Raw genomic sequence first — 22,299 nt, 5'->3', positions numbered from 1 at the left:
CGTTCTGTGGTCGCGCTACGGGCGCAGGAGCACCTTGCCGACGCGGCCGGCGGTATCGCTGGCGCGCACGGCGTCGCGGACCTGCTCGAAGGCGAAGGTCTCGGCGACGGGGAGCGTCAGCGAGCCGTCGAGCACGCGGGTGATGAGCTCACCGAAGAGCTGCCCCTTCGTCTCGGCCGGCATCGTCTTGCTGACGACGGAGCCCCAGAAGCCCTTCACGGTGAGCTGGCCGAAGATGACCTTGCCCGACGGGATCTCGAGCGTCGGCGACGCCATCGCGCCGAAGACGACGAGGGTGGCGTTCTCGCCCAGCACGGAGGCGATGTCGCCGGCGGCCTTGCCACCGACCGACTCGACGCCGGCGATGATCGGGGCGCCACCGGTGATCGCGGCGACCTGGTCCTGCCAGTCGTCGGCGTCGGTGGCGACGATGCGCTCGATGCCCTGCTCGCGGAGTTCGTCGACACCGGCGGCGCGACGGACGAGTCCGATCACGTTGATGCCACGGGCGGCGCCGAGCTGGGCGACCATGCGTCCGACCGCACCGTTGGCGGCGTTCTGGATGATCCAGTCGCCCTCGTGCAGGTCGAGCGAGTGCAGCAGGCTGATGGCGCTGAACGGCATCGAGACGAGCTGGGCGGCGGCCTCGTCGGTCATCGCGTCCGGCACCGGGACGAGCCCGGCGGCGTTGGCGGTGTAGTACTCGGCCCAGACGCCGAAGGCACCGCCGGCGACGCGCTGGCCGACCTGCAGGTTCGTGACGCCCTCGCCGAGGGCCTCGACGACGCCGAGTGCCTCGGTGCCCGAGGCGGCGGGGAGCTCCGGCTTGAAGCCGTAGGTGCCGCGGACGGTCCACAGGTCGTGGTTGTGGATGGGGGAGAGGACCGTGCGGACGAGGACCTCGCCGGCGCCGGGCGTCGGGACGGGGCGCTCCTGCACCTCGAGGACGTCGGCGGGCTCGGCGAACGTCTCGTGGACGACGGCGCGCATGGTGGTGGGGGTGGTGGTGCTCATGGGTCAGTCCTCCGAGACGACGATGGTGACGTCGATGTTGCCGCGGGTCGCGTTCGAGTACGGGCAGACCTGGTGGGCCGCGTCGGCGAGGGCCTGGGCCTGGTCGTGCTCCAGGCCGGGGATGACGACCTCGAGCATGACGGCGAGCTGGTAGCCACCGTTGCCGTTCGGGCCGATCGACACGCGACCGCCGACGGACGAGTCGGTGATCTTCACCTTCTGGCTGCGGGCGACGCCCTGCAGTGCGGAGTGGAAGCAGGCGGCGTAGCCGGCGGCGAAGAGCTGCTCGGGGTTGGCGCCGTTGCCGGAGCCACCCATCTCCTTCGGGATGGCGAGGTCGAACTCGACCGTGCCGTCGCTCGTGGCGACGTGGCCGTTGCGGCCTTCGCCGGTGGCCAGGGCCTCGGCGGTGTAGAGGGTTTCCATGGGGTTCCTTCCTTGTGGGGCGGATCGTGAAGTTCGGGGGTGTGCGTCGCTCAGCGCGGAACGACGCCGGCGTCGGCGCCCGCGGCGTCGTGCTCGGGGTCGGCCGCCGCGTGCATCGTCTCGGTCAGCCGGTGCAGCGTCGCGATGAGCTCGGCGGCGGCACGTTCGTCGGCCAGGCCCATCCCGGCGGCGATGCGCGCGGGGATGCCGCTCAGCTCGGACCGCAGTTCGCGGCCGCGGTCACCGACGGTCACCGTGACGACGCGCTCGTCGGTGCTGCGGCGCTCGCGGCGGACCAGGTCGCTCTGCTCCATGCGGCGGAGCAGTGGCGAGAGGGTGCCGGAGTCGAGCTGCAGGTGTTCCCCGAGGCTCGAGACGGTCTGGTCGCCCTCGACCCACAGGGTCACGAGCACCAGGTACTGCGGGTACGTCAGACCCCAGGGTTCGAGCATCGTGCGGTACGCCTGCGTGGTGGCGCGGGACGCCGCGTAGAGGGAGAAGCACACCATCTCGTCGGTCACGGGCATGCGTCCACACTGTCACGCAACCAAGTTGTGCACAACTCGATGCAGCGGATGCCCAGCTGACGAACACGCCGACGACCCGGACGGTTAGGCTGACGTGACCCAAGATGAGCAGCAGCGACCTCGACACCACCACGACCCCCGGCAACGGATCGGCGTCGTCCCACGGCAAGACGATCCTGATCGGTGAGCACGCCGTGGTCTACGGCGCACCCGCTCTCGTCCTGCCGGTGCTCGACGCACGGGTCGTGGCGACGGTCACCCCGGTCGCCGCCGACGCCGAGCAGCCCGGTCACAGCCTGCAGTCCACCGTGCACACCGGCCCCCTCGACCTCGCACCCGCGGCCGTGATGCCGACCGTCACCGCCGTCACCGCGACCCTGCGCCACTTCGGGGTCACCGACCGCCACTTCCACGTCCGGGTCGACAGCGAGGTCCCGACCGCCCGCGGCATGGGCTCGAGCGCCGCGGTCGCCGCCGCCGTGACCGCCGCCGTCGCCGACGCCCTGGGCGAGACCCTCGACCTCGAGACCCACCACGAGCTCATCCAGGAGTGCGAACGCGTCGCCCACGGCCGACCGTCCGGCCTCGACGCCCGGGGCGTCGTCGCGTCCGCGCCGGTCTGGTTCGAGGGCGGGCACATCGAACCCGTCACGCTCGGTGTCCGGTTCACCTTCGTCGTCGCGGACACCGGCGTCCCCGGGCACACCCGCGAGGCCGTCTCGGCCGTCCGCGCCCGCCACGACCAGGACCCGGTCGGTGTCGGCGCCGTGATCGACCGGATCGGTGCGCTCGCCCGTCGGGCACGGGGGACACTCGAGGACGGCGATGCCCAGGCTCTGGGTGCCACCATGGACGCCGCGCACGACCTGCTCAGCACACTCGACGTGTCGAGTGACGACCTGGACCGGCTCGTCGACGCCGCACGTGCTGCGGACGCCCTCGGCGCGAAGCTCACCGGCGGCGGGCGGGGCGGGTGCGTCCTCGCGCTCGCCGCGGACGACGACCACGCGGACCGCATCGCGGCCGCACTCCGCGGCGCAGGGGCCGCAGCCACCTGGACCACCACGATCGGAGCCCGCGCTTGCTGACAGCCACCGCCGTCGCGCACCCCAACATCGCCCTCGTCAAGTACTGGGGGAAGGCGGACGCGCAGCTCGCGCTGCCCGCCACGGGCAGCGTCTCGATGGGGCTCGACGTGTTCCCGACGACGACCACCGTCACGGTGGACGGCGGGCGGGAGGCCCGTGATGCGTTCACGCTGAACGGTCACGTCGTCGACGACGGTGCGCTGGTGCGCGTGCAGCAGTTCCTCGACCTGGTGCGCGAGCTCGCGGGGTCGTCCGAGCGGGCGTCGGTGGTGTCCGAGAACACCGTCCCGACCGGTGCCGGGCTGGCCTCGAGCGCGTCCGGCTTCGCCGCCCTGGCGACCGCGGCCGCCGCGGCCTACGGCCTCGACCTGTCGCCGCGCGACCTGTCCCGTCTGGCACGTCGCGGTTCCGGCTCGGCCACGCGCTCGATCCCCGGCGGTGTCGCCGTCTGGCACGCCGGCGACGACCAGGGCTCCTTCGCCGAGCCGATCCCGGCCCCGCCGATGGCGATGGTCGTGGTCACGATCGACGCCGGCCCGAAGCCGATCGGGTCGCGCGAGGCCATGCGCCGCACCATCGCGACGTCGCCCTTCTACCCGGCCTGGGTGACCTCGACGACCGAGACCGTCGGCGACATGCTCACGGCCTGCGCGGCCGGCGACTTCACCCGCATCGGCGAGATCACCGAGAGCAACGCGCTCCGGATGCACGCGACGATCGAGGGCGCGTTCCCGCCGATCCGCTACCTCAACGCCCGCAGCGTCGCCGTGTTCGACGCCGTCGCCGAGCTGCGTGCCGGCGGCACCGAGGCCTACGCCACGGCCGACGCGGGCCCGAACGTCGTCGTGCTCACGAAGCCGCAGGACCGGGCGGCCGTCGCCGGGGCGCTCGCGTCGCTGGGGGACGTCATCGAGTCCGGCACCGGACCTGCCGCGCGGGTGCTCCGCTCCGAAGAGACCGGGAGCAATCCCGACCAGAAGGAGTCCGCGCAGTGATCGAGTTCCGTGCACACGGCAAGCTGTTCGTCGCCGGCGAGTACGCCGTCGTCGAGCCGGGCCAGCCGTCCGTCCTGATCGCCCTCGACCGCGCCATCACGGCGAAGGTGCGCGAAGGCCACGGCGCGGGCAGCGTGCACTCCGAGGAGTACGGGCACCTGCCGCTCACGTGGACCCGTGCCGAGGACGGCCTGGCGCTCGACCGTGAGCACCACCCCTACGACTACGTGATGGCCACGATCGACCTGGTCGAGAAGCTCCGCGCCGAGCACGGCATCGCCCCGCGGTTCCACGACCTGCGCATCGAGAGCCAGCTCGACGACGCCAGCGGCCGGAAGTTCGGACTCGGGTCCTCGGCCGCGGTCACCGTCGCCACGGTCGGTGCTCTCGACCGCTTCTACGGCATCGGCCTGACGCAGCGCCAGCGCTTCCAGGTCGCGCTGCTCGCCACCATCCGGGTGAACCCCCGGGCCTCCGGTGGCGACCTCGCCGCGAGCACGTTCGGCGGCTGGCTGCGCTACAGCGCCCCCGACCGCGAGCGCCTCGCCGCGATGCTCGGCGACCACGCCGTGTCCGCGATCCTGACCGACACCGACGCGTGGGACGGCTTCGACGTCCAGCGGTTGCCCGCCCCCGAGAACCTGCAGCTGCTCGTCGGCTGGACCGGCTCGCCCGCGTCCACCACGAAACTCGTCGACGTGGTGCGTCGGCACCGCAACGGCGGGTACCAGGCGTTCCTCGACGAGAGCCGCAGCGCCGTCGACGACCTGACCACGGGCCTCCAGACCGGCGACGCCGAGCGCACGCTCGGTGCCCTCCGACGCGCCCGTGGGCTGCTGCAGCGTCTCGGCGACTCGGTCGGGTCGAAGATCGAGACCGAGCGTCTCGCGACCCTGTGCGACGTCGTCGAGGCGGCCGGCGGGGCGGCGAAGCCGTCCGGTGCCGGCGGCGGCGACTGCGGCATCGCGCTCGTCCCGGCGGACACCGACCCCGCCGGCATCCACCGCGCCTGGGAGGCGCACGACATCAGACACCTCAGCGTCGCGGTGCGAGCACCAGAAGGAGCCCTCGATGAGTGACCTGCTCACACCGATCCCCACCAAGTGGGTCGGCCCGATCCGCGTCAGCGGCAACGCCGTGCAGGGGGAGCACGAGGTCCCCCTCGCCACCTACGAGTCGCCGCTCTGGCCGTCCGTCGGCCGCGGCGCCCGCATCTCGCGGATGGTCGAGGACGGCATCGTCGCGACCGTCGTCGACGAGCGCATGACCCGCTCCGTTGTGGTCCGTGCCGACAGCGCCGCAGCAGCACACGTGGCCGCGGGCCAGATCCTCGCGCGCCAGGACGAGCTCGCCGCGATCGTGTCCGGGCAGAGCCGGTTCGCCAAGCTCATCGAGGTGCACCCGGAGATCGTCGGGGACCTGCTGTTCCTGCGCTTCGCGTTCACCACCGGCGACGCCTCCGGCCACAACATGGTCACGCAGGCGGCGGACAAGCTGCTGCCGGCGATCCTGGACTGGCAGCCGGGCCTGCGGTACGTCTCGGTGTCGGGCAACTTCTGCACCGACAAGAAGGCCACCGCGGTGAACGGCATCCGTGGCCGCGGCCGCAACACCATCGCCGAGATCGTGATCCCCGGCGAGGTCGTCGAGAAGCGCCTGCGGTCGAGCACCGCGCGCATCGTCGAGCTGAACATCGCGAAGAACCTGATCGGGTCGACGATCGCCGGGGCCATCCGCTCGGCGAACGCGCACTACGCGAACATGCTGCTCGGCTTCTACCTGGCCACCGGGCAGGACGCCGCCAACATCGTCGAGGGCTCGCAGGGCATCACGAGCGCCGAGGACCGCGACGGCGACCTGTACTTCGCGACCTCGCTGCCGCACCTGATCGTCGGCACGGTCGGCAACGGCAAGGGCGGGGACCTGCCCGTCGTCGAGGACGCCCTGGTGCGCCTCGGTTGCCGCGAGGACCGCGAGCCGGGCGGGAACGCCCGCCGCCTCGCCGCCCTGTGCGCCGCGACCGTCCTGTGCGGGGAGCTCTCGCTCCTCGCCGCACAGACCAACCCGGGTGAGCTGATGGCTGCCCACGTCGCCATGGAACGCCGCGGCACGAAGCCCGCAGGCGGTGCAGCATGAGCGGCGTCGGCATCCACGACATCGCGATCGTGACCGGGCACCACGTGCTCGAGCTCGACGACCTGGCCGAGCGGCTCGGCGTCGACCCGGCGAAGTACCACGTGGGCATCGGGCAGGACGCCTTCAGCGTGCCCGCGCCCGACGAGGACATCGTCACGATGGGCGCCGCTGCCGCGAAGGAGCTCATCGACCGGCACGGCGTCGAGGGCATCCGCACGGTGCTGTTCGCCACCGAGTCCGGCGTCGACCAGTCGAAGGCCGCCGGCGTGTACGTGCACGGCCTGCTCGGGCTGCCGAAGGCCGTCCGCGTGGTCGAGCTGAAGCAGGCCTGCTACGGCGGGATGGCCGCGGTGCAGCTCGCACTCGGCATCGTCGCGCGCGCCCCGCACGAGCGGGTGCTCGTCATCGCCGCCGACGTCGCCCGGTACGACGTCGACACCCCTGCCGAGCCGACGCAGGGTGCCGGTGCCGCCGCGATCCTGGTGTCCGCCGACCCCGACCTGATCGAGATCGAGCCGGCGGCGGGCGTCTACACGGCGGACGTCGACGACTTCTGGCGCCCGAACGACCGCTCCACCGCACTGGTCGACGGTCGGCTCTCGGTGAGCGCGTACGTCAACGCGTTCGTCGGCGCCTGGGACGACCTGGCGGAACAGGGCGGCCCGGCGTACGACGACATCGCCCGGTTCGTGCACCACCAGCCCTTCACCAAGATGGCGATCAAGGCGCACCGCAAGCTCACCCAGCACGTCGGCGCACCCTTCGACGAGGCCGACCTGGCGATCGGGTTCACCTACAACCGGCAGACCGGCAACACCTACACGGCGTCGCTCTGGATCGGGCTCGCAGCACTGCTCGACCTGGACGACGACCTGGCGGGGGAGCGGCTCGGCCTGTTCAGCTACGGCTCGGGCAGCGTCGGAGAACTCATCACCGGCGTCGTCCGGCCCGACTACCGCGAGCACCGCCGCGCGGGTCGCGTGCGGTCGCTGCTCGAGGCGCGGGTCCCGCTGACGGTCGACGCGTACCGCGCGCTGCACGCCGCGGGTGCCGCCACCAGCGAGGACGTCGAGCGTCCGCGCGTCACGACCGCGCCGTTCCGCTTCGCGGGCGTGCGCGGCGGCGCGCGGCACTACGAGGCGTCGGCGCAGCCGGAGTAGCCGGCCTGCGCCCACCAGCCCCTCGCGAAAGCGACAGATCCCCGCGGAACATCCGCGGGGATCTGTCGCTCTCGGGGACCGGACCCGGATCGTGCGCCGGGATCTGTCGCTTGCTCGGGACGGACGGGAGGCCCGTGGCGGCGCCGCCACGGGCCTCCCGTCCGTCTGCCGGTCACGCTGCGGACAGGACCTCGCGTTCCAGCCGCTGGTAGCTGGCTTCCATGCCCTCCGTCATGCCGGTCGCGAGGATCATGTCCCGCTGCTCCCGGTCCGGGTAGGTGACGAGCAGCGTCATGAGCGTGACGCCGTCGGCCTCGTCGAACTGCAGGTCGTTCGTGTTCGGCGGGAAGGGCGCCCCGGTCATGCGTTCGGTCGACACCATCCGGCGTTCGGGTTCGACGACGAGGTTCTCGCCCTCGAACCCGAAGGGCTCGCCCTCGGTGTCACCCGTCGGCGCCCAGGCCTGCCGGAACACGCCGCCCGGGGTCAGGTCGTTCTCGTACACCGTCATCTCCCACCCGTCGGGGCCGAGCAGCCACCGGCGCACCAGGTCGGGCTCGGTGTGCGCCCGCCAGAGCAGGTGCCGCGGCGCCGCGAACGCCCGGGTGATCCGGACGTGGGTGTCGTCGAGGACCTCGGTCTCGGTGCCCGCACCGAGGGCCCACTCGCGCAGGTCGGCGAGCACCCGGTCGAGCTGGCCGAAGGCCTGCTGGTAGCCCTCGAGCATGCCCATCTCGAGCATCGCGTCGAGGTCGGCGGTCGAGGCGAACGAGGACACCACGGTGACCCGCGAGCCGTCGTCCGCCGGCCCGAACGACAGCACGGTCTCGCTGGTGGGGAGCGACTCGTCGACCGTGCCCTCCGGGTCGGTGAACAGGTCGCGGAAGACGATGCGACGGTGCTCGTCGACCTCGGTGACCTGCCACACGGCGTGGAACCGCTCGCCCTGCGGGGACGTCATCCGGTAGTCGGCCCGGCCGCCGGGGCGCAGGTCGAACGTCGTGAAGGTCGCGGGGAACCCGGGCGGTCCCCAGAACCGCTCGAGCTGGCGCGGGTCGGCGAAGGCGGCCCAGAGGCGTTCGACGGGGACGGGGAACTCGGCGACGAGGGTCATCGAGAGGGTGTCGGGATCGGTGTGGACGGACGTGGTGGGCATCATCGCTCCTGGTGTCGTCGGGTGTCGTCTGGTGCTGGGTGTCCGGACGCGTCGCCGTCGAGCACGTCGCCGAGGCGGTCCATCCGGGTGTGCCAGAGGCGGCCGTAGGCGTCGAGGAGGGCGCGGACCCGGTCGAGCTGCTCCGGCTCGGCGCGCACGATGCGGGTGCGGCCGCGGGCCTCCTTGCTCACGAGTCCGGCTCCTTCGAGGACGGCGACGTGCTTCTGGACGGCGGCGAACGACATCGAGTAGGCGTCCGCGAGCTCGCTCACGGACGACGACCCGACGAGCGTGCGCCGGACGATGTCACGACGGGTCGCGTCGGCCAGTGCGTGGAACACCCGGTCGACCTCGGCGTCGGACAGTTCGATTCGTACAACCATTTGGTTGTAGGTTACGTCCGGCCGGTCTCGTCCACAAGGGGGACCTGCCGGTAGTCTTGCCGCGGAGATCGGAGGGGCGATGGCGGAGCAGCTGGGTGCGTCCGGTGCCGTCCGTGCCCTCGTCGCCACCCTGCCCCGTGCGCCGCAACTGTCCGACGTGGTGACCGGCGTCGGTCGGATGGTCGGCAAGCCCACGCGCGTCGTCGACGTCGACGGCCCGAGCTGGGGTCCGCTCACCGCACTCGTGTCGCAGTTCGAGCACGAGAACCTGGTGCTCGTGCCGGCCGACGCACCGCCGCTCTACCGCATGCACTGCGTGCTGCACGAGCTCGGGCACCTGGTGCACGGCGACGTCGGCACACCGACCGCGTCGTCCGTCGCCGAGTTCGCCGCCGGGGGCCACGTCTGCCGTCGCGCACTCGACGTCGACTCCGGGCTCGTGAGCATCTCCGACGACGACGAGCACTTCGCCGAACGGTTCGCCTACGAGCTCGCGACGGTCCTGCTCGCCGGGGCCACGGCCGCGGACGAGCGGGCCTACGGCTGATGGCCGTCCTGCACGCCGCGGCCTTCTGGTTCGCGGCGCTGATCTTCCTCGCCCGCACGCCGTACGTGCTGCGGAACCCCCGTGGTCGGGCGGCCTGGGGTGCCACCGGCGTCGGGGCGCTCGGGCTCCTGACCCTCGGCAGCGTCGTGCCGCAGCCGGTGCTCGACGGTGCCCTTGGCGGCTCGAACCTCATCAACCTGGTGCAGAACGTCTGCGCGACCGTTGCGTTCTGGCTGATGCTGCGCGCGAGCACCGACGATCTGCCGGAGCGCCCGGTGCTCGCCAGGCCGGTGGCGCTGCTCGTCGTGGTCGTGGCCTTCACGGTGCCGTTCCTGCTGGTCGAGGAGCGCGGCGGGACCGACTTCCACTTCATCGTGCGCGAGATCGAGCAGACCCCGATGTGGCTCTACGGGACGGTGTACATGGTGGGCGTGGGGCTGATCGCCGCCACGACCCTGCGCCGCGGCGTGCTGCAGAACCCGGTGGCGCTCGTGGTGTTCCGCGTCGGGCTCGCCCTGGTCGTCGTGGCGAGCGTCGACGAGGTCGCCTCGCTCACCGCCGACCACTTCGGACTCTTCCCGGCCGGGGTGCGGGACGGCCTGCGGCTGGCCTTCGACCCGCCGTTCTACCTCGGCATCGTGCTCATCGTCGTGGCGATGGCCTCGCTGACGTTCCGGCGGTGGGGCCGTGACCTGCGCCACCGCGGGCACCACCGGCGCCTGCGCCGCATCGCCCGTCGGCACGCCGTGCGGGCAGTCGAGCGGCCGGGGGACCCGCAGGCCCGGACCTACGACCTGGTGATCGCGATCCGCGACGCCGAGGTGCAGGGCCGGACCCTCGACGACGCCGAACTCGCGCAGGTGCGGTCGGCGGAACGGACCCTGACCCGGAGCCTCGGAGGATGACGGCGTGACGATCGTGTGGTGGGTGCTCGGAGCGCTCGTGGTGCTGGCGGCGGTGTGCCTCGTCGGCCTGGTGGTCCTGGTCGTCCTGCGGAAGGTCGTCGGCAGGATCGTGCTGCCCGGTGGCGACCGGTGGACGCCCGTGCTCGAGTCCGACGCGGACTCCGTCCGGCTGCCGATCACCGACGACACCGTGCGGCCGGGGGAGTACGGGCTGTGGCACGACGGCCCGGGGCACACCACCGTCGGGCCGGTGCTCGAGGTCGACGAAGCCGCCGGGTTCGTGCGCCGGGCCGTGGTCCGGACGACCGGCGCGGTGTCGTCGCGGGTGCGGTGGAGCGGGCACGTGCACCCGGACCCGGCGGCGATGGACGTCGACTGGTCCGAGGTGTCGCTGCCGACGCCGGTGGGGCCGGCGCCCGCGTGGGTGGTGCGGCCGGTGCCCGGCGGCGCTGGGCGCCCCGACCCCGTGGCCGCCCGGACCTGGGCCGTCCACGTCCACGGGATCCGGACGACCCGGGTCACCGCGCTCCGGACCGTCCCCGCGGCGCTCGAACTGGGCTGGACCTCGATCGTCCCGTCGTTCCGCGGCGACGGCGAGGCACCGTGGGAGGGCCGGGCCTCACACCTCGGAGCCCGCGAGTGGGCGGACGTCGAAGTGGCCCTCGACCACGCCGTCGCGAACGGCGCCGAACGGCTCGTCATCGTGGGGTGGTCGATGGGCGCGACGATCACGCACGAGCTCCTCGCCCGCTCGGCGCACCGCGACCGCCTGGCCGGGATCGTGCTCGTCGCCCCGGCACTGGACTGGGCCGTCACCGTCCGGTCCCAGGCCCGCCGCGCGGGACTGCCGGGTTTCGTGGTGAGTGCTGCCCTCGGGGCGATGGCGACGCCGGTCCTCTACCGGACGGTGGGGCTGCGGTCGCCGGTCGACGTGCGCGCGCTGTCCTGGTTGCGCGCACCCCGGCCGCTGCCACCGACCCTGCTCATCCACTCCACCGGCGACACCACGGTGCCGTTCTCGGCCAGTCAGGAGTTCGCCGACGCCCACCCCGGCACCGTGACCCTGGCGGTCAGCGAGCCGGCCGAGCACGCCTGGGAGCGCAACGTCGACGCGGTCTGGTTCGACCGCACCATCACGAACTGGGCGTCCGGTCTCGCGCACACCGGAGCGCAGGAGTAGAAGGAGCCATGGGGCAGCTCATCTACGACGGCCGACCGCTCGACCTGCGGATCGACGACCGCGCGCTCACGCACCTGCAGATCGTCATCGTCAACATGCTCCGGCGAGACCACCGCTTCGCGTTCTCGTGGAAGGACGACGTCGTCCACGGCAACGGTCGCAGCACGATCTGGCTGCACCCCAACGTGAGCCTGCACTTCAAGTTCACGGGCAGCCGGGTGCCGTCGATCAACCGCAGCTGGCTCGAGGACCTCTACGCCTCGGCCACCTCGGGGTCGGGGCTCGTGCTGACGCCGGAGCCGGCGGACACCAGCACGGCGGCCGACTCGGCGTGGTCGCGGGCGGTGGCCCCCGGCGACGCGGACGACGCATCCGGGACACCGAGCGGGAGCACCGCGCGCTGATCACGGGAGCAGTAGCACAGCGGGCTGATCCGGGTCAACGGGTTCCGCTCGAACTCCGCACCTCGTACGGTTTCCGTACCGCGGTTCGCTGTCGTCCCCCCGCACCAGCCTGCTAGGGCGCCGGTGCTGGCAGTGTCCGCGGCAGGAGGGGAACCCGAACAGCCCGTGACGCACAGCGAGTCCGGTGCCGACCAACCACCGGTGACCGAGACGAGCGAGGGACGTGAGTCCCGGATCAGGGGACTCCCTGCTCGGGTCACCGACGCCACGCGTCGGTGATGCGTGCGTCACGCTGCAGGGCCCGCCGGTCCGCCCCCATCGACCGGCGCTCCTCCGGGACCGCCCCGGCCATCGGATTCGGGTTCCGTGGCCGGGGCGGACTCATCAGATCTGCACGCGGCTCAGTAGACGTCGCGCACGTACCGCTTCGCGCGACGCATGTCGGCCAGGTACGCCTGCGCGTCGTCCTCGCCGCGCGCGCGTCCGGTCCGGATGACCTGGAGCAGCGCAGCCTCGACGTCCTTCGCCATGCGTGAGGCGTCGCCGCAGACGTACACGTGGCCGCCGTCCTCGAGCCATGCGAACAGCTCCGCCGACCGCTCGAGCATCCGCGTCTGCACGTAGACCTTCTCGGCCTGGTCGCGCGAGAACGCCAGGTCGAGGCGGTCGAGCACGCCCTGTTCCTGCAGCTCGGTGAGCTCGTCCTGGTACACGAAGTCGGTGTCCCGGTGCTGGTCACCGAAGAACAGCCAGTTGCGCCCCGTCGCCCCGGACACCGCGCGCTCGTGCAGGAACCCGCGGAACGGCGCGACACCCGTGCCCGGTCCGATCATGATCATCGGGGCCGACTCGTCCGCCGGTACCCCGAACGACGCGTTCGGCTGCAGGTAGACGTCGACGGTGCCGTCCGGGTCGACCCGGTCGGCCAGGAACGTCGACGCGACGCCGGCGTACATCCGGTGCGGGTCGCCGTAGCGCACCGACGCGATGGTCAGGTGGATGCGGTCCGGGTGCGCCAGCGGGCTCGACGAGATCGAGTACTGCCGCGCCTGCAGCGGCCGCAGGTTCGGCAGCAGCTCGTCGAGTCCCGGAGCGGCCGGGCCGGCGTCGCGGAGCAGGTCGAGGACGTCGCGTCCCCAGAGCCAGCGGTCCAGCTCGTGCTTGTCGCCGTGCGCCACGACCGCCGCGAGTTCGCTCGACGGCGCGCGCTGCACCAGGTCGGCGATGAGGTACTTCGAGGGCGTCCGGATCTCACGGTCGGTCCGCAGGACCTCGGTGATGGGCCGGCCGTCGAACGCCTCGCCGCCGTTCGCGCCGACCTGCTCGAGCAGGTCCGCCACGAAGACCTCGTCGTTCACGGGCACGACCGCCAGGGCGTCGCCGGCCGCGTACTCGATGCCCGAGTCACCGAGGTCGAACTCGTAGTGCCGGATCTCCTTCGCGCTGCGCGGCGAGGAGAGCAGCCGGTTCTCGACCAGGCGCGACGGGTACGGGTTGCGCTTGTTCCACTGCGACCCCGGCCGGGAGGCACGGCTCGCGCCCGCCCCGCCGGTCGCGGCGGCACCGTCGCCGGCACCACCGCCCGTGGTCGCGCCGGGTGCAGCCGTCGCGCCGGCCTCGGCGGCGAGGCGGTCGAGGACCGCCGCGGTCCACAGTGCAGCCGGGTCCTCGAAGTCGACGTCGCAGTCGACACGGTCGTGGATCCGGGTCGCACCGAGCTGCTCGAACCGGGTGTCGAGGAGCTTGCCGGCCTGGCAGAACTCGTCGTAGCTCGTGTCGCCGAGGCCCAGGACGGCGTACTGCAGCCCCTCGAGCCGCGGCACGGTGCTCGCCTCGATCGCGTCCCAGAACAGCCCGGCGTTGTCGGGCATCTCGCCCTCGCCGTAGGTCGAGGTGACGACGAGCACGTGCGACATCTCGGCGAGCTGCTCGGGGGTGACGGCGTCGAGCGCACTGGCGCGACCGCCGAGTCCGCGGGCCTTCGCGCCGGCGACGAGCTCGTCGGCCAGGAACTCGGAGTTGCCGGTCTGGGTGCCGAAGAGCACGTCGATCGTCGTCGTGGGCGCGCTGGCCGCGACCTTCTTGCCGGCGGCGGCGATGCCCGCGATGAACCCGGCGAGCCAGGACTCCTGGGCAGCCGAGAACGGTGCGTCGACGGGGATCAGCGACCCGGTCGGGGGGAGCAGGCTCACGCGGTCACCGCCTCGGTCGGCGCCTGCGGTGCACGGCGGGCGATGTCCTCGAGCGCCGCGGTGGCGAGCAGCTCGTCGAAGCGGGCCTCGCGGACGCGGCCGTCGTTCTTGGCGTTCTGGTGCATGATCCACCCCGTGGTGCCCGGCGCGTCCATGCTGCGGTTGTTCCGCTGCGTGAGCGCGCGCTTGTAGTCGTCGAGCCGCTTGATCGCGATGAGCGTGGCGAGCTGGTCGTCGGCGAACCGGTCGAGCGTGCCGCGCAGGTACTTCACGACGCGCTGCTTGACGGAGAAGTCCTCGGTGAGCACGAGGTTCTTCACGGCCTCGGCCACTCGCGGGTCGGCGGTGCCGAACGCGCCCGGGACGCGCTCGAGGGCGACGTCCTGGGCGACCCCGAGCACCGTGTAGGACGACAGCAGCGAGAACATGTCCTCGCCCTGGTCGCCGAGCGCCGGGGCACGGCCGTCGAGCACCGTGCGCTGGTCGCGGTAGTCGAGCTTGAACGCGCGGAGCTTGTCGGTGGCGATCGAGGTCGCGAGCTCGTCGAGGAGCTCGGGCCGGGTCGCCGCCGCGAGGATCTCGCCGGCGTCCTGCGTGAGCAGCAGGGCACGGGGCATGCCGACGTACACGTGTGCGCGGGCGGTGTCCCACTCGGCGAGCAGCCGCTCGGCCAGTGCCGAACCGGTCGCCTCGAGGTGCCACTCGAGCAGCAGGCGGGCGGCGGCCTCGTGGAACGCACCGCGCTCGGTGTCGGTGACCGGGAACACCAGGAGCGAGTCCGTGCTGGCACGCTCGGCGACCTGGCCGGAGGGGTCGTACTGGTACAGGAACCCGCCGGACATGCCGTTGCCGAGGCCCTTGCCGAACGCGCCGAGGTTGAACACGGCGCCGCCGGTCATGTACTCGCAGCCGAAGTCGCCGAGGCCCTCGACCACGGCGGTCGCGCCGGAGTTGCGGACGGCGAACCGGTCGCCGGCTTCGCCCTCGACGAAGGTGCGCCCACCGGTCGCCCCGAACAGCGCGAAGTTGCCGACCAGCACGTTGCCGCCCTGTGCGGCGCTGCCGCCACCGGGGGCGCGGACGATGATCCGTCCGCCGCTCTGGCTCTTGCCGACGCCGTCGTTCGCGGTGCCGGTGTGCTCGAGCACGACGCCGTCGTTGTTGAAGACGCCGTAGGACTGCCCGGCCGAGCCCTGCGTGCGGATCGTGACCGCGCCGTCCACCAGCCGGCGGCGTCCGCGGTCGTCCGTCGTCACGGCGGGCAGGCCCTGCACGTCCTCGGCGCGGAGCTCGTGGTTGAGCAGACGCTCGAGGTCGATGCCGAGCTGGCCGCCGACCGACTTGTCGGCGTTGCCGAGCAGCACGCCGTGCACGAGCACGTGCTCCTGCGCGTGGTCGACGAGGGCGGTGCGGACGCGCTCGAGCAGGGCGTCGTCGGTGTGGAAGTCCTTCTCCAGGTACTCCGGGTCAGCGACGACCTTCTCGGGCACCTGGGCGAGCAGGGCACGGGCGTCGAGCCGGCCGACGCTCGCCGGGTGGTCCAGGAGCTGCAGCAGGTCGGTCCGGCCGCGGGCCTCGCGCAGGGAGCGCAGGCCGAGCCGGGCCAGGATCTGCCGCACGTCGTGGGCGATGTTGAGCAGGTACTGCGCGAGCGCGCGGGGGTCGCCCTCGAACGCCTCGGCGTTCGTGGTCAGGCCCGCCGGGCACTTCACGTTGCAGTTCTTCGCCATCACGCAGCCGAGCATCATGAGCGCGGTCGTGCCGAACTCGAAGCTGTCGCCGCCGAGCAGGGCGCTCGTGACGACGTCGCTGCCGGTCTGGTGCGCACCCGAGCAGCGGAGCGTGACCTTCTGGCGCAGGCCGTTCGCGACCAGGGCCTGGTGCACCTCGGCGACGCCGATCTCCGCGGAACGGCCGGCGTACTTCAGGCTGGTGACGGCCGCAGCGCCCGTGCCGCCGGTGTTGCCGGCGACGTTGATCACGTCGGCGCCGGCCTTCGCGACGCCGACCGCGATGGTGCCGATGCCCTCGGACGAGACGAGCTTCACGATCACCCGGACGCGGGCGGCCTTGCAGTCGTGGATGAGCTGCGCGAGGTCCTCGATCGAGTACGTGTCGTGGTGCGGCGGCGGCGAGATCAGCTCGACACCGGGCGTGCCACCGCGGGCCGCGGCGATGTCCACCGTGACCTTGGGTGCGGGCAGCTGGCCACCCTCGCCGGGCTTCGCGCCCTGGCCGATCTTGATCTCGAGCTCCTCGAGCATGGGGTCGGCGAGGTAGCCGGCCCAGATGCCGAACCGGCCCGAGGCGAACTGCTTGATGCGGGAGCCGCGGATGGTGCCGTAGCGGGAGTGGTGCTCGCCGCCCTCACCGCTGTTCGACATGCCGCCGACCATGTTCGTACCGTGTGCGACGGCCTCGTGGGCGGTGGCGACGAGCGCGCCGTGGCTCATCGCGCCGGACGCCAGGGTCCGGGTGATCTCGTGGGCCGGCTGCACCTCGTCGAGCTCGACGCTCGCCGGGGCGCTCTGCAGCAGTGCGAGCAGGGCGACGGCCGCACCGGTGGCGCGGAGCGTCACCCCGGTGTCGTCGACGGAGTCGACGTCGATCTGCCCGGGGTGGAGCAACGCGAGGCCGTCTGCCAGGGACGCGTGGCGCAGTGCACCCGTGGTCCCCGTCGACGTGAGCTCCAGGCGGAACCGCTCAGTCCCTCCAGGCAGGTCCTGGTCGTCCGACGGACGCGAGCCGGAGAGCCCGCGGACGGTGACGCTGGCGTTGCCGCTCGTCGAGAAGCGGCCGAGCTCGCGGGCGAAGTCCTCGGCCGTGTCGATGCCGGTGACGTCCGCGGGCAGCGCGAGCACGTCGCGGAGCGCGGCGGGGCGGCGGGACCGCTCGTCGTGGGTCGTCTGCAGGAACGTGACGTAGCCCGGCGTGATGCGGTGCGCGTCGATCTCGGCGTCGCTCAGCCGGTCGTACCCGGTGTTCCGGTACGCGGCGTCGGTGATGCCGAACGAGTCGTCGAGCTGGCCGAGCGTGAGCAGGCGCAGCGCGTCCGAGTCGCCGGAGCGTTCGAAGGCCGGGCGCTCCTCGGTCATGCCGCCGAACCCGCGGACGCTCGCGACGCCGAACGAGTGGCCGGCGCCGTCGGAGCGCTCCTTGAACAGCCCGAGCAGCGGGACCTGGCCCTCGGACGCCACCGAGCGGGCACGCTCGTGCCAGTCCGTCGCCGCCTGGGCGATGCGCGCGAAGCCGACGCCGCCGACCGGGGCCTGCATGTGCGGGAAGATCCGCGCGAGCACGTCGTCGCCGGTGTCGAGGTAGTTCGGCTCGAAGAACTCGCCGCCGATGTAGCTCTCGGCGGTGCACAGGCCGACGCGGCCCATGGTCTTCGCCAGGGCCTTCTCGGCGGCCTTGCGGAACTGCTTGAGCGCCAGGTCGGTCGCGGTCAGCTCACCGGCGGGTGCGGGTGCGGCGGGGTACTTCTCCTCCGCACGCAGACGAGCGCTCAAGCTGTACACAGCGGCGGCACCGAAGCCCAGCGCGGTCGCGACGTGGTGTGACGATGGCAGCTGACCGCTCTCCGCGACGACGGACACCCGCAGGCGCAGACCGGTCTCGATGAGCCGCTGGTTGACGGCGGCCACCGCCAGGATCACGGGGAGGGGCGCATGGCTCGACGACACTTCGCGGTCGGTCACGACCGCGATCCCGCCACCGCGCGCCGCGAACGCCTCGATCGCGTCGCACAGGGCGTCCAGCGCGCCGCGCATCGCGTCGGCGTTGGCCTGCTCGTCGGCGGGCACCGGCACGTAGAGCATGTCGAAGCGCTCGAGCGGCACGATGTCCTGCTCGCGCAGGCGCACCATGTCGAGGTGCCCGAGGATCGGCGACTGCACGACGAGCTGACGCCCCGTGGTGCCCGTGCCGTCCGGCTTCGCGCCGAGTGCCACGCGCATCGACATCCCGTCGGCCTCGCGGATCGAGTCGAGCGGCGGGTTCGTCACCTGGGCGAAGCGCTGCGAGAAGTACTTCGCCATGCCGCCCTCGGTGTCGCTCAGGGCGTTGATGGCGTTGCCGTAGCCCATCGCCGAGATGCGCTCCGACCCGTTCTGCAGCATCGGGTCGAGCATGAACCGGAAGCTCTCCTGGTTCAGCGAGTACGCCACGTACCGGCCCGCGAGCGACAGGTCGCCGTCGTAGCCCAGGGTGGACGTCGTGCGCTCGTAGTCCGGAGCGGGCACGTCGTCCAGGTTCACGCGGGCGGCGTCGAGCAGGGTGCCGTAGTCACGGCGGCCCGCGAGCATGTGCAGCACCTCGCCGGTGCGCATGCGGGTGCCGGTGCGGTGGTCGACGACGAGCATGCCGCCGGCCTCGATGCGGCCGCGGTGCACGACCTCGTCGGCGTCGAACTCGACCTGGCCGGCCTCGGACGACACCATCAGGTACTCGGCCGTCTCGACGGTGCGCAGCGGGCGCAGGCCCAGGCGGTCCAGGCGGGCGCCGACGACGTCGCCGTCACTGAAGATCACGGCGGCGGGACCGTCGTTCTTCTCCTCGTACAGCGAGAAGTACTCGAGCATGTCCCGGACGTCCGCAGTCAGGGTGCGGTCGTTCTCCCACGCCGGCGGCATGAGCGAGACCACGGCCTCGACGATCTCGAGCCCGTCGTCGAACACGCGGCTCTGCAGGGTCTGGTCGAGTCGGCTCGAGTCCGACTGCCCGGGCGGACGCACGATGCTCCGGGTGCGGGCCCGCGCGAGCGCCTCGTCCGACAGCCGGTTCTTGCGGTCGGTGTTCAGCTCGCCGTTGTGCGCCATCAGGCGGAACGGCTGCGCCATCGTCGGGTGCGGCTCGGTGTTCGTCGAGAACCGGGTGTGGAAGTACAGCGTCCGCACCGAGTGCCGGGGGTCGCGCAGGTCGGTGAAGTACCCGATCACCTCGCCGGAGTTCAGCCGGCCCTTCAGGATCTGGGTCCGGGCGCTGAGCGACAGCGGGTACAGGGCGGCGTGCTCGGCGCGCTCGGCGGCTGCCTGGGCGTAGGAGACCGCCTCGATGGCGAGCAGGGCGCGGTTCGCGGCGGCGTCGACCTCGGTGCGGTCCCAGTCCGACGGAGCACGGAAGACCCACTGCACGATCGGCAGCTGGTACTGCTCGGCCTCGGGGCGCGCGACGGAGTGGTCCACCGGGACGTCACGGACCAGCAGCAGCTCGAAGCCCTCGGCAGTGATGGCGTCCGTGACGGTCTGCTCGGCGCGGGCGCGCTCGTCGGTGCCGTCCGCTCCGTCGCTGCTCGGCACGAAGCAGTTCGCGACGCCGAAGTGCCCGGCGCGCAGCTGCTCGCCGGTGATGGCGCTGAAGAACTCCACCGACAGGTCGATGCTGACGCCCGCGCCGTCACCGACACCCTCGGCGGACTTGCCGCCGCGGTGCGGGATGGAGCACAGCGCTTCGTCGCCCTTGCGGATGACGTCGTGGCTCGGCGTCCCGTCGAGACGGGTGATGAAACCGACGCCGCAATCGCTCGATTCGCGGGCAGGGTCGTAGAGACCGAAAGAGGTGGGGTTCACGTGCGGGTCCAGTGGGGCGTTGCCGGCAGCGGACGGCGCGGGCTGCATCGATGGAGCGCTCGCCGCGGGCAGACCGATGGTGGCAGTCGGGCCCTGTGGGGTGGTGGTGCGGTAGGGCGATGCTACGGCTTGGTATACCGACCGTGCAACACGGGTGGTGGGCGTGTGATGGTGTCGCACCGTGCGGGTCTGTTCGGCTGGTGCGAGGTTGCACGCTCGGTGCGAGTTCGTAGCGCTGCACGGAGCGTGCAACCTGGCACGGGATGGCCGACGCCGCACGGTGCGGCGTGCCGCGGGCGCCGTGCAACCCTGCACCGGGTGGGTGACCCGGCACGGTGTCAGGCAGCGCGGTCGCCGGTGCGCTCGGGGGCCGCGATCGATTCGGTGACCGCCGTGCTGGCGTCGGCCGCCGGGGTGGTGCCGGGGTGGATGAGCTCCGGGCGTCGGCGACCACGGAACACCCACGCCTTGAACAACACGAACCGCACGCCGGTCGCAACCAGGTTGGCTGCCGTCAGCACCGCGATCTCCGCACCGTGCGAGGCTCCCGGCTCCGACGCGTGCAACACCACGAGCGACCCCGACGTGATGGCCCAGGCGATGCCGAACACGACCAGACCCTGCACGTGGTGCCGACCGGCTCCCGCACGGCCCCGCACCCCGAACGTGAACCGCCGGTTCAGTGCGGTGTTGCCGATCGCCGTGACCAGCAGCGCGAGGAAGTCCGCGGTCTGGGCGCCGATCGCCGGCCGGAACAGGGCGTACAGGGCAGCGAACGCCAAGGTCGAGAGCACCCCGATCGCCCCGAACCGCAGGACCTGCCCCAGGAACCCCACGCTCGGTGGGGTGAACGGCTGCCGACCGATCGCCGCGTAGACCGTGCTGATCGGCACCCGCCCGGTGGCGATGTTCCTCGACACCCGCCACATGCCCTTCAGGTCCTCGGTCGCGGTCGACGCGATGTGCACCGAGGAGTTGACGTCGTCGACCCAGTCGACGGGGACCTCGTGGATGCGGAGTCCCGCGTGCTCGGCCAGCACGAGCAGTTCGGTGTCGAAGAACCAGGCATCGTCCTCGCACAACGGCAGCAGGTGGTCGGCTGCGGCCTTCGTGACCGCCTTGAACCCGCACTGCGCGTCCGAGAACGACACCCCCATCGTCGTCCGGAGCAGCAGGTTGTACGAGCGCGAGATGAACTCCCGCTTGCTGCCGCGCACCACGCGCGACGAACCTGCCAGCCGGGTGCCGATCGCCAGGTCCGAGTGCCCCGACAGCAGGGGTGCCACGAGGGGTTCGAGCGCGGCGAGGTCGGTGGACAGGTCCTCGTCCACGTAGACGAGCACGGCCGCCGGCGATGCCGCCCAGACCTCCTTGAGCGCGCGGCCCCGGCCCTTCTCGGGCAGGTGCACCGCGTGCACGCCGGGGAGCATCGCGGCGAGGTCGTCGGCGATCCGGGCGGTGTCGTCGCTCGAGGCGTTGTCCGCGATCGTGATGCGCCACGAGTGGTGCAACGACGTCCGGCAGAAGGCGTGGAGCCGTCGCACGTGGGCGGCGAGCGTGTCCTGCTCGTTGTAGCAGGGGACGACGATGTCGATGTCGAGGGGCTGGTTCGTCTCCGTCATGGCGCTCATGCTCGGCAGCGGGGCTACGGGGGCCGAGGCAGGGCGCTGTGGCCCGGGTAAGAACGAACACCACGTGAACGCAGCGGACACGACACCTGTTGTCCGGATACGTTCGACGCACGATGACGACCGAGCGCGACGACGCACGACGGACGGCCGTACTGCTCCCCGGGGAGCGGCTGGGGCTGGCGCTCGACGAGCGGTGCCCGGAGTTCACGGAGCTGCTGCTCGCGCCACCGTTGCACGGCATCCGACCCGACGGGCACGACTGGCTCCGGCGTCGGTACGAGCAGATCGTCCCGCTCGTGCTCCCCGCGGCACTGCGCGCGGTCGAGCGTGGGGAGCCGCTCGACCCGGAGTGCCTGGTGCGGCTCCGCGAGGTCGCAGCCGCCAGCGCCGACGACCCGCAGGTCGACGTCTCGGTCGTGCTCCGCGGCGCCCTGCCCGCGATCCGTGTCTTCGCCCTCGTCATGCACACGGCCACCCGCGAGCACGCGACGACCATCGACCACGCCGGCCGGACGATGCTCGCGATGAGCCGGGCATCACTCGTGGCGCACGAACTCGGCTCGTGCTGGGCGGAGGCCTGGGCGCAGCACCGCGGAGGGGCGTCGGCGGACCCGACGACAGCACTCGGCACCGACGACATCGACCTGGTGGCATCGGCGCCCGGCCTGGACGAGACCGAGGAACGGATGCTGGCGCTCGCCGCCCGTGGGCTGTCGAACGACGCCATCGCCAAGGAGACTGCCTACAGCCGACAGGCCGTTGCCTGGCACCTCGGCCGGCTGATGAAGTCCTGGAACGCGCCGAACCGGACGGCGCTGGTGTCGGTCGCCTTCGTCCGGGGCTGGATCCGGTCTCGGAGGGACTTCAGGCTGGCTGCACGCAACCGGCTGTCGGCGATCGAAGCGGCGCAAGCGGGCGACGACGCTCCCCGAGGCTGACAGCACACGGCGACGCCCCCTGAGACCGAGGTCCCAGGGGGCGTCGCCGA

18 protein-coding genes are annotated in these 22,299 nt (G+C 72.3%); 10 read left to right on the top strand and 8 right to left on the bottom strand.

All coding sequences use genetic code 11. From position 1 onward, the window contains the following. Positions 1–15: 15 nt before the first annotated feature. The 3 genes from DEJ08_RS14790 to DEJ08_RS14780 are packed head-to-tail and all read right to left on the bottom strand — an operon-like array spanning position 16 to position 1,967. The gene (locus DEJ08_RS14790; protein WP_071406109.1) at positions 16–990 is read right to left on the bottom strand and encodes a zinc-binding dehydrogenase; all 975 of its coding nucleotides are present in this window, start codon (positions 988–990) and stop codon (positions 16–18) included. 27 nt (positions 991–1,017) lie between these two features. Further along, positions 1,018–1,440, bottom strand: coding sequence for an organic hydroperoxide resistance protein (locus DEJ08_RS14785; protein WP_071406102.1), 423 nt, complete (start codon positions 1,438–1,440; stop codon positions 1,018–1,020). Positions 1,441–1,490: 50 nt separating this feature from the next. Then, entirely contained in the window at positions 1,491–1,967 is a 477-nt protein-coding gene (locus tag DEJ08_RS14780; protein WP_181439038.1) for a MarR family winged helix-turn-helix transcriptional regulator, read from the bottom strand. A gap of 104 nt (positions 1,968–2,071) precedes the next feature. Here DEJ08_RS14780 and mvk point away from each other — a divergent pair, with 104 nt between their 5' ends. Genes mvk through DEJ08_RS14755 form a run of 5 tightly spaced genes read left to right on the top strand, consistent with a single transcriptional unit; the run spans position 2,072 to position 7,346 of the window. Continuing rightward, positions 2,072–3,055: a mevalonate kinase gene (gene mvk, locus DEJ08_RS14775; RefSeq protein ID WP_111055102.1), complete on the top strand. Its 984-nt coding sequence runs from the start codon at positions 2,072–2,074 to the stop codon at positions 3,053–3,055. Continuing rightward, positions 3,049–4,050: a diphosphomevalonate decarboxylase gene (gene mvaD, locus DEJ08_RS14770; protein ID WP_111047298.1), complete on the top strand. Its 1,002-nt coding sequence runs from the start codon at positions 3,049–3,051 to the stop codon at positions 4,048–4,050. The genes mvk and mvaD overlap by 7 nt, the downstream gene beginning before the upstream one ends. Then, positions 4,047–5,129 carry a phosphomevalonate kinase gene (locus tag DEJ08_RS14765; protein WP_111055101.1) on the top strand — a complete coding sequence of 361 codons (1,083 nt, stop codon included), beginning with the start codon at positions 4,047–4,049 and terminating at the stop codon, positions 5,127–5,129. Before mvaD ends, DEJ08_RS14765 begins: the two co-directional genes overlap by 4 nt. Beyond that, positions 5,122–6,186, top strand: a complete 1,065-nt coding sequence (locus tag DEJ08_RS14760) for a hydroxymethylglutaryl-coenzyme A reductase family protein (RefSeq protein WP_071406099.1) — start codon at positions 5,122–5,124, stop codon at positions 6,184–6,186. The genes DEJ08_RS14765 and DEJ08_RS14760 overlap by 8 nt, the downstream gene beginning before the upstream one ends. Continuing rightward, entirely contained in the window at positions 6,183–7,346 is a 1,164-nt protein-coding gene (locus DEJ08_RS14755) for a hydroxymethylglutaryl-CoA synthase (RefSeq protein WP_111055100.1), read from the top strand. The genes DEJ08_RS14760 and DEJ08_RS14755 overlap by 4 nt, the downstream gene beginning before the upstream one ends. A gap of 172 nt (positions 7,347–7,518) precedes the next feature. On the opposite strand, the gene DEJ08_RS14750 is transcribed toward DEJ08_RS14755, so the two are convergent. Both DEJ08_RS14750 and DEJ08_RS14745 read right to left on the bottom strand, forming a co-directional pair. Next, on the bottom strand, positions 7,519–8,502 hold the full coding sequence (locus tag DEJ08_RS14750) for an SRPBCC family protein (RefSeq protein ID WP_111055099.1): 984 nt from the start codon (positions 8,500–8,502) through the stop codon (positions 7,519–7,521). Further along, a complete protein-coding gene (locus tag DEJ08_RS14745) occupies positions 8,502–8,885 on the bottom strand; it encodes an ArsR/SmtB family transcription factor (RefSeq protein WP_071406097.1) in 384 nt (127 codons plus the stop codon). The genes DEJ08_RS14750 and DEJ08_RS14745 overlap by 1 nt, the downstream gene beginning before the upstream one ends. Positions 8,886–8,964: 79 nt before the next feature. Here DEJ08_RS14745 and DEJ08_RS14740 point away from each other — a divergent pair, with 79 nt between their 5' ends. Genes DEJ08_RS14740 through DEJ08_RS14725 form a run of 4 tightly spaced genes read left to right on the top strand, consistent with a single transcriptional unit; the run spans position 8,965 to position 11,921 of the window. Next, positions 8,965–9,432, top strand: coding sequence for a hypothetical protein (locus DEJ08_RS14740; protein ID WP_111055098.1), 468 nt, complete (start codon positions 8,965–8,967; stop codon positions 9,430–9,432). Then, positions 9,432–10,337, top strand: a complete 906-nt coding sequence (locus DEJ08_RS14735; protein WP_110864111.1) for a hypothetical protein — start codon at positions 9,432–9,434, stop codon at positions 10,335–10,337. The genes DEJ08_RS14740 and DEJ08_RS14735 overlap by 1 nt, the downstream gene beginning before the upstream one ends. Before the next feature lie 4 nt (positions 10,338–10,341). After that, complete coding sequence (locus tag DEJ08_RS14730) at positions 10,342–11,517, top strand: alpha/beta hydrolase family protein (RefSeq protein ID WP_111055097.1); 1,176 nt, start codon at positions 10,342–10,344, stop codon at positions 11,515–11,517. An 8-nt stretch (positions 11,518–11,525) separates the two neighbouring features. Beyond that, complete coding sequence (locus DEJ08_RS14725; protein WP_071247046.1) at positions 11,526–11,921, top strand: DUF7882 family protein; 396 nt, start codon at positions 11,526–11,528, stop codon at positions 11,919–11,921. Positions 11,922–12,322: 401 nt separating this feature from the next. Here the strand turns inward: DEJ08_RS14725 and DEJ08_RS14720 are convergent, their stop codons facing one another. The 3 genes from DEJ08_RS14720 to DEJ08_RS14710 form a co-directional block, all read right to left on the bottom strand. Further along, positions 12,323–14,113, bottom strand: a complete 1,791-nt coding sequence (locus DEJ08_RS14720; protein ID WP_111055096.1) for a sulfite reductase subunit alpha — start codon at positions 14,111–14,113, stop codon at positions 12,323–12,325. Then, the gene (locus tag DEJ08_RS14715) at positions 14,110–19,680 is read right to left on the bottom strand and encodes a glutamate synthase-related protein (RefSeq protein WP_111055095.1); all 5,571 of its coding nucleotides are present in this window, start codon (positions 19,678–19,680) and stop codon (positions 14,110–14,112) included. The genes DEJ08_RS14720 and DEJ08_RS14715 overlap by 4 nt, the downstream gene beginning before the upstream one ends. A 338-nt stretch (positions 19,681–20,018) precedes the next feature. Beyond that, entirely contained in the window at positions 20,019–21,311 is a 1,293-nt protein-coding gene (locus tag DEJ08_RS14710; RefSeq protein WP_111055094.1) for a bifunctional glycosyltransferase family 2/GtrA family protein, read from the bottom strand. 113 nt (positions 21,312–21,424) lie between these two features. Between DEJ08_RS14710 and DEJ08_RS14705 the strand changes: the two genes are divergently transcribed. Then, on the top strand, positions 21,425–22,249 hold the full coding sequence (locus DEJ08_RS14705) for a helix-turn-helix transcriptional regulator (RefSeq protein ID WP_111055093.1): 825 nt from the start codon (positions 21,425–21,427) through the stop codon (positions 22,247–22,249). The last annotated feature ends 50 nt before the right edge of the window (positions 22,250–22,299 follow it).

The sequence above is a fragment of the Curtobacterium sp. MCLR17_054 genome (assembly GCF_003234335.2).
Lineage (GTDB): Bacteria > Actinomycetota > Actinomycetes > Actinomycetales > Microbacteriaceae > Curtobacterium > Curtobacterium flaccumfaciens.
Note: the sequence above shows the minus strand (reverse complement) of the source record. Positions and strands in the feature narration are given on the sequence as shown.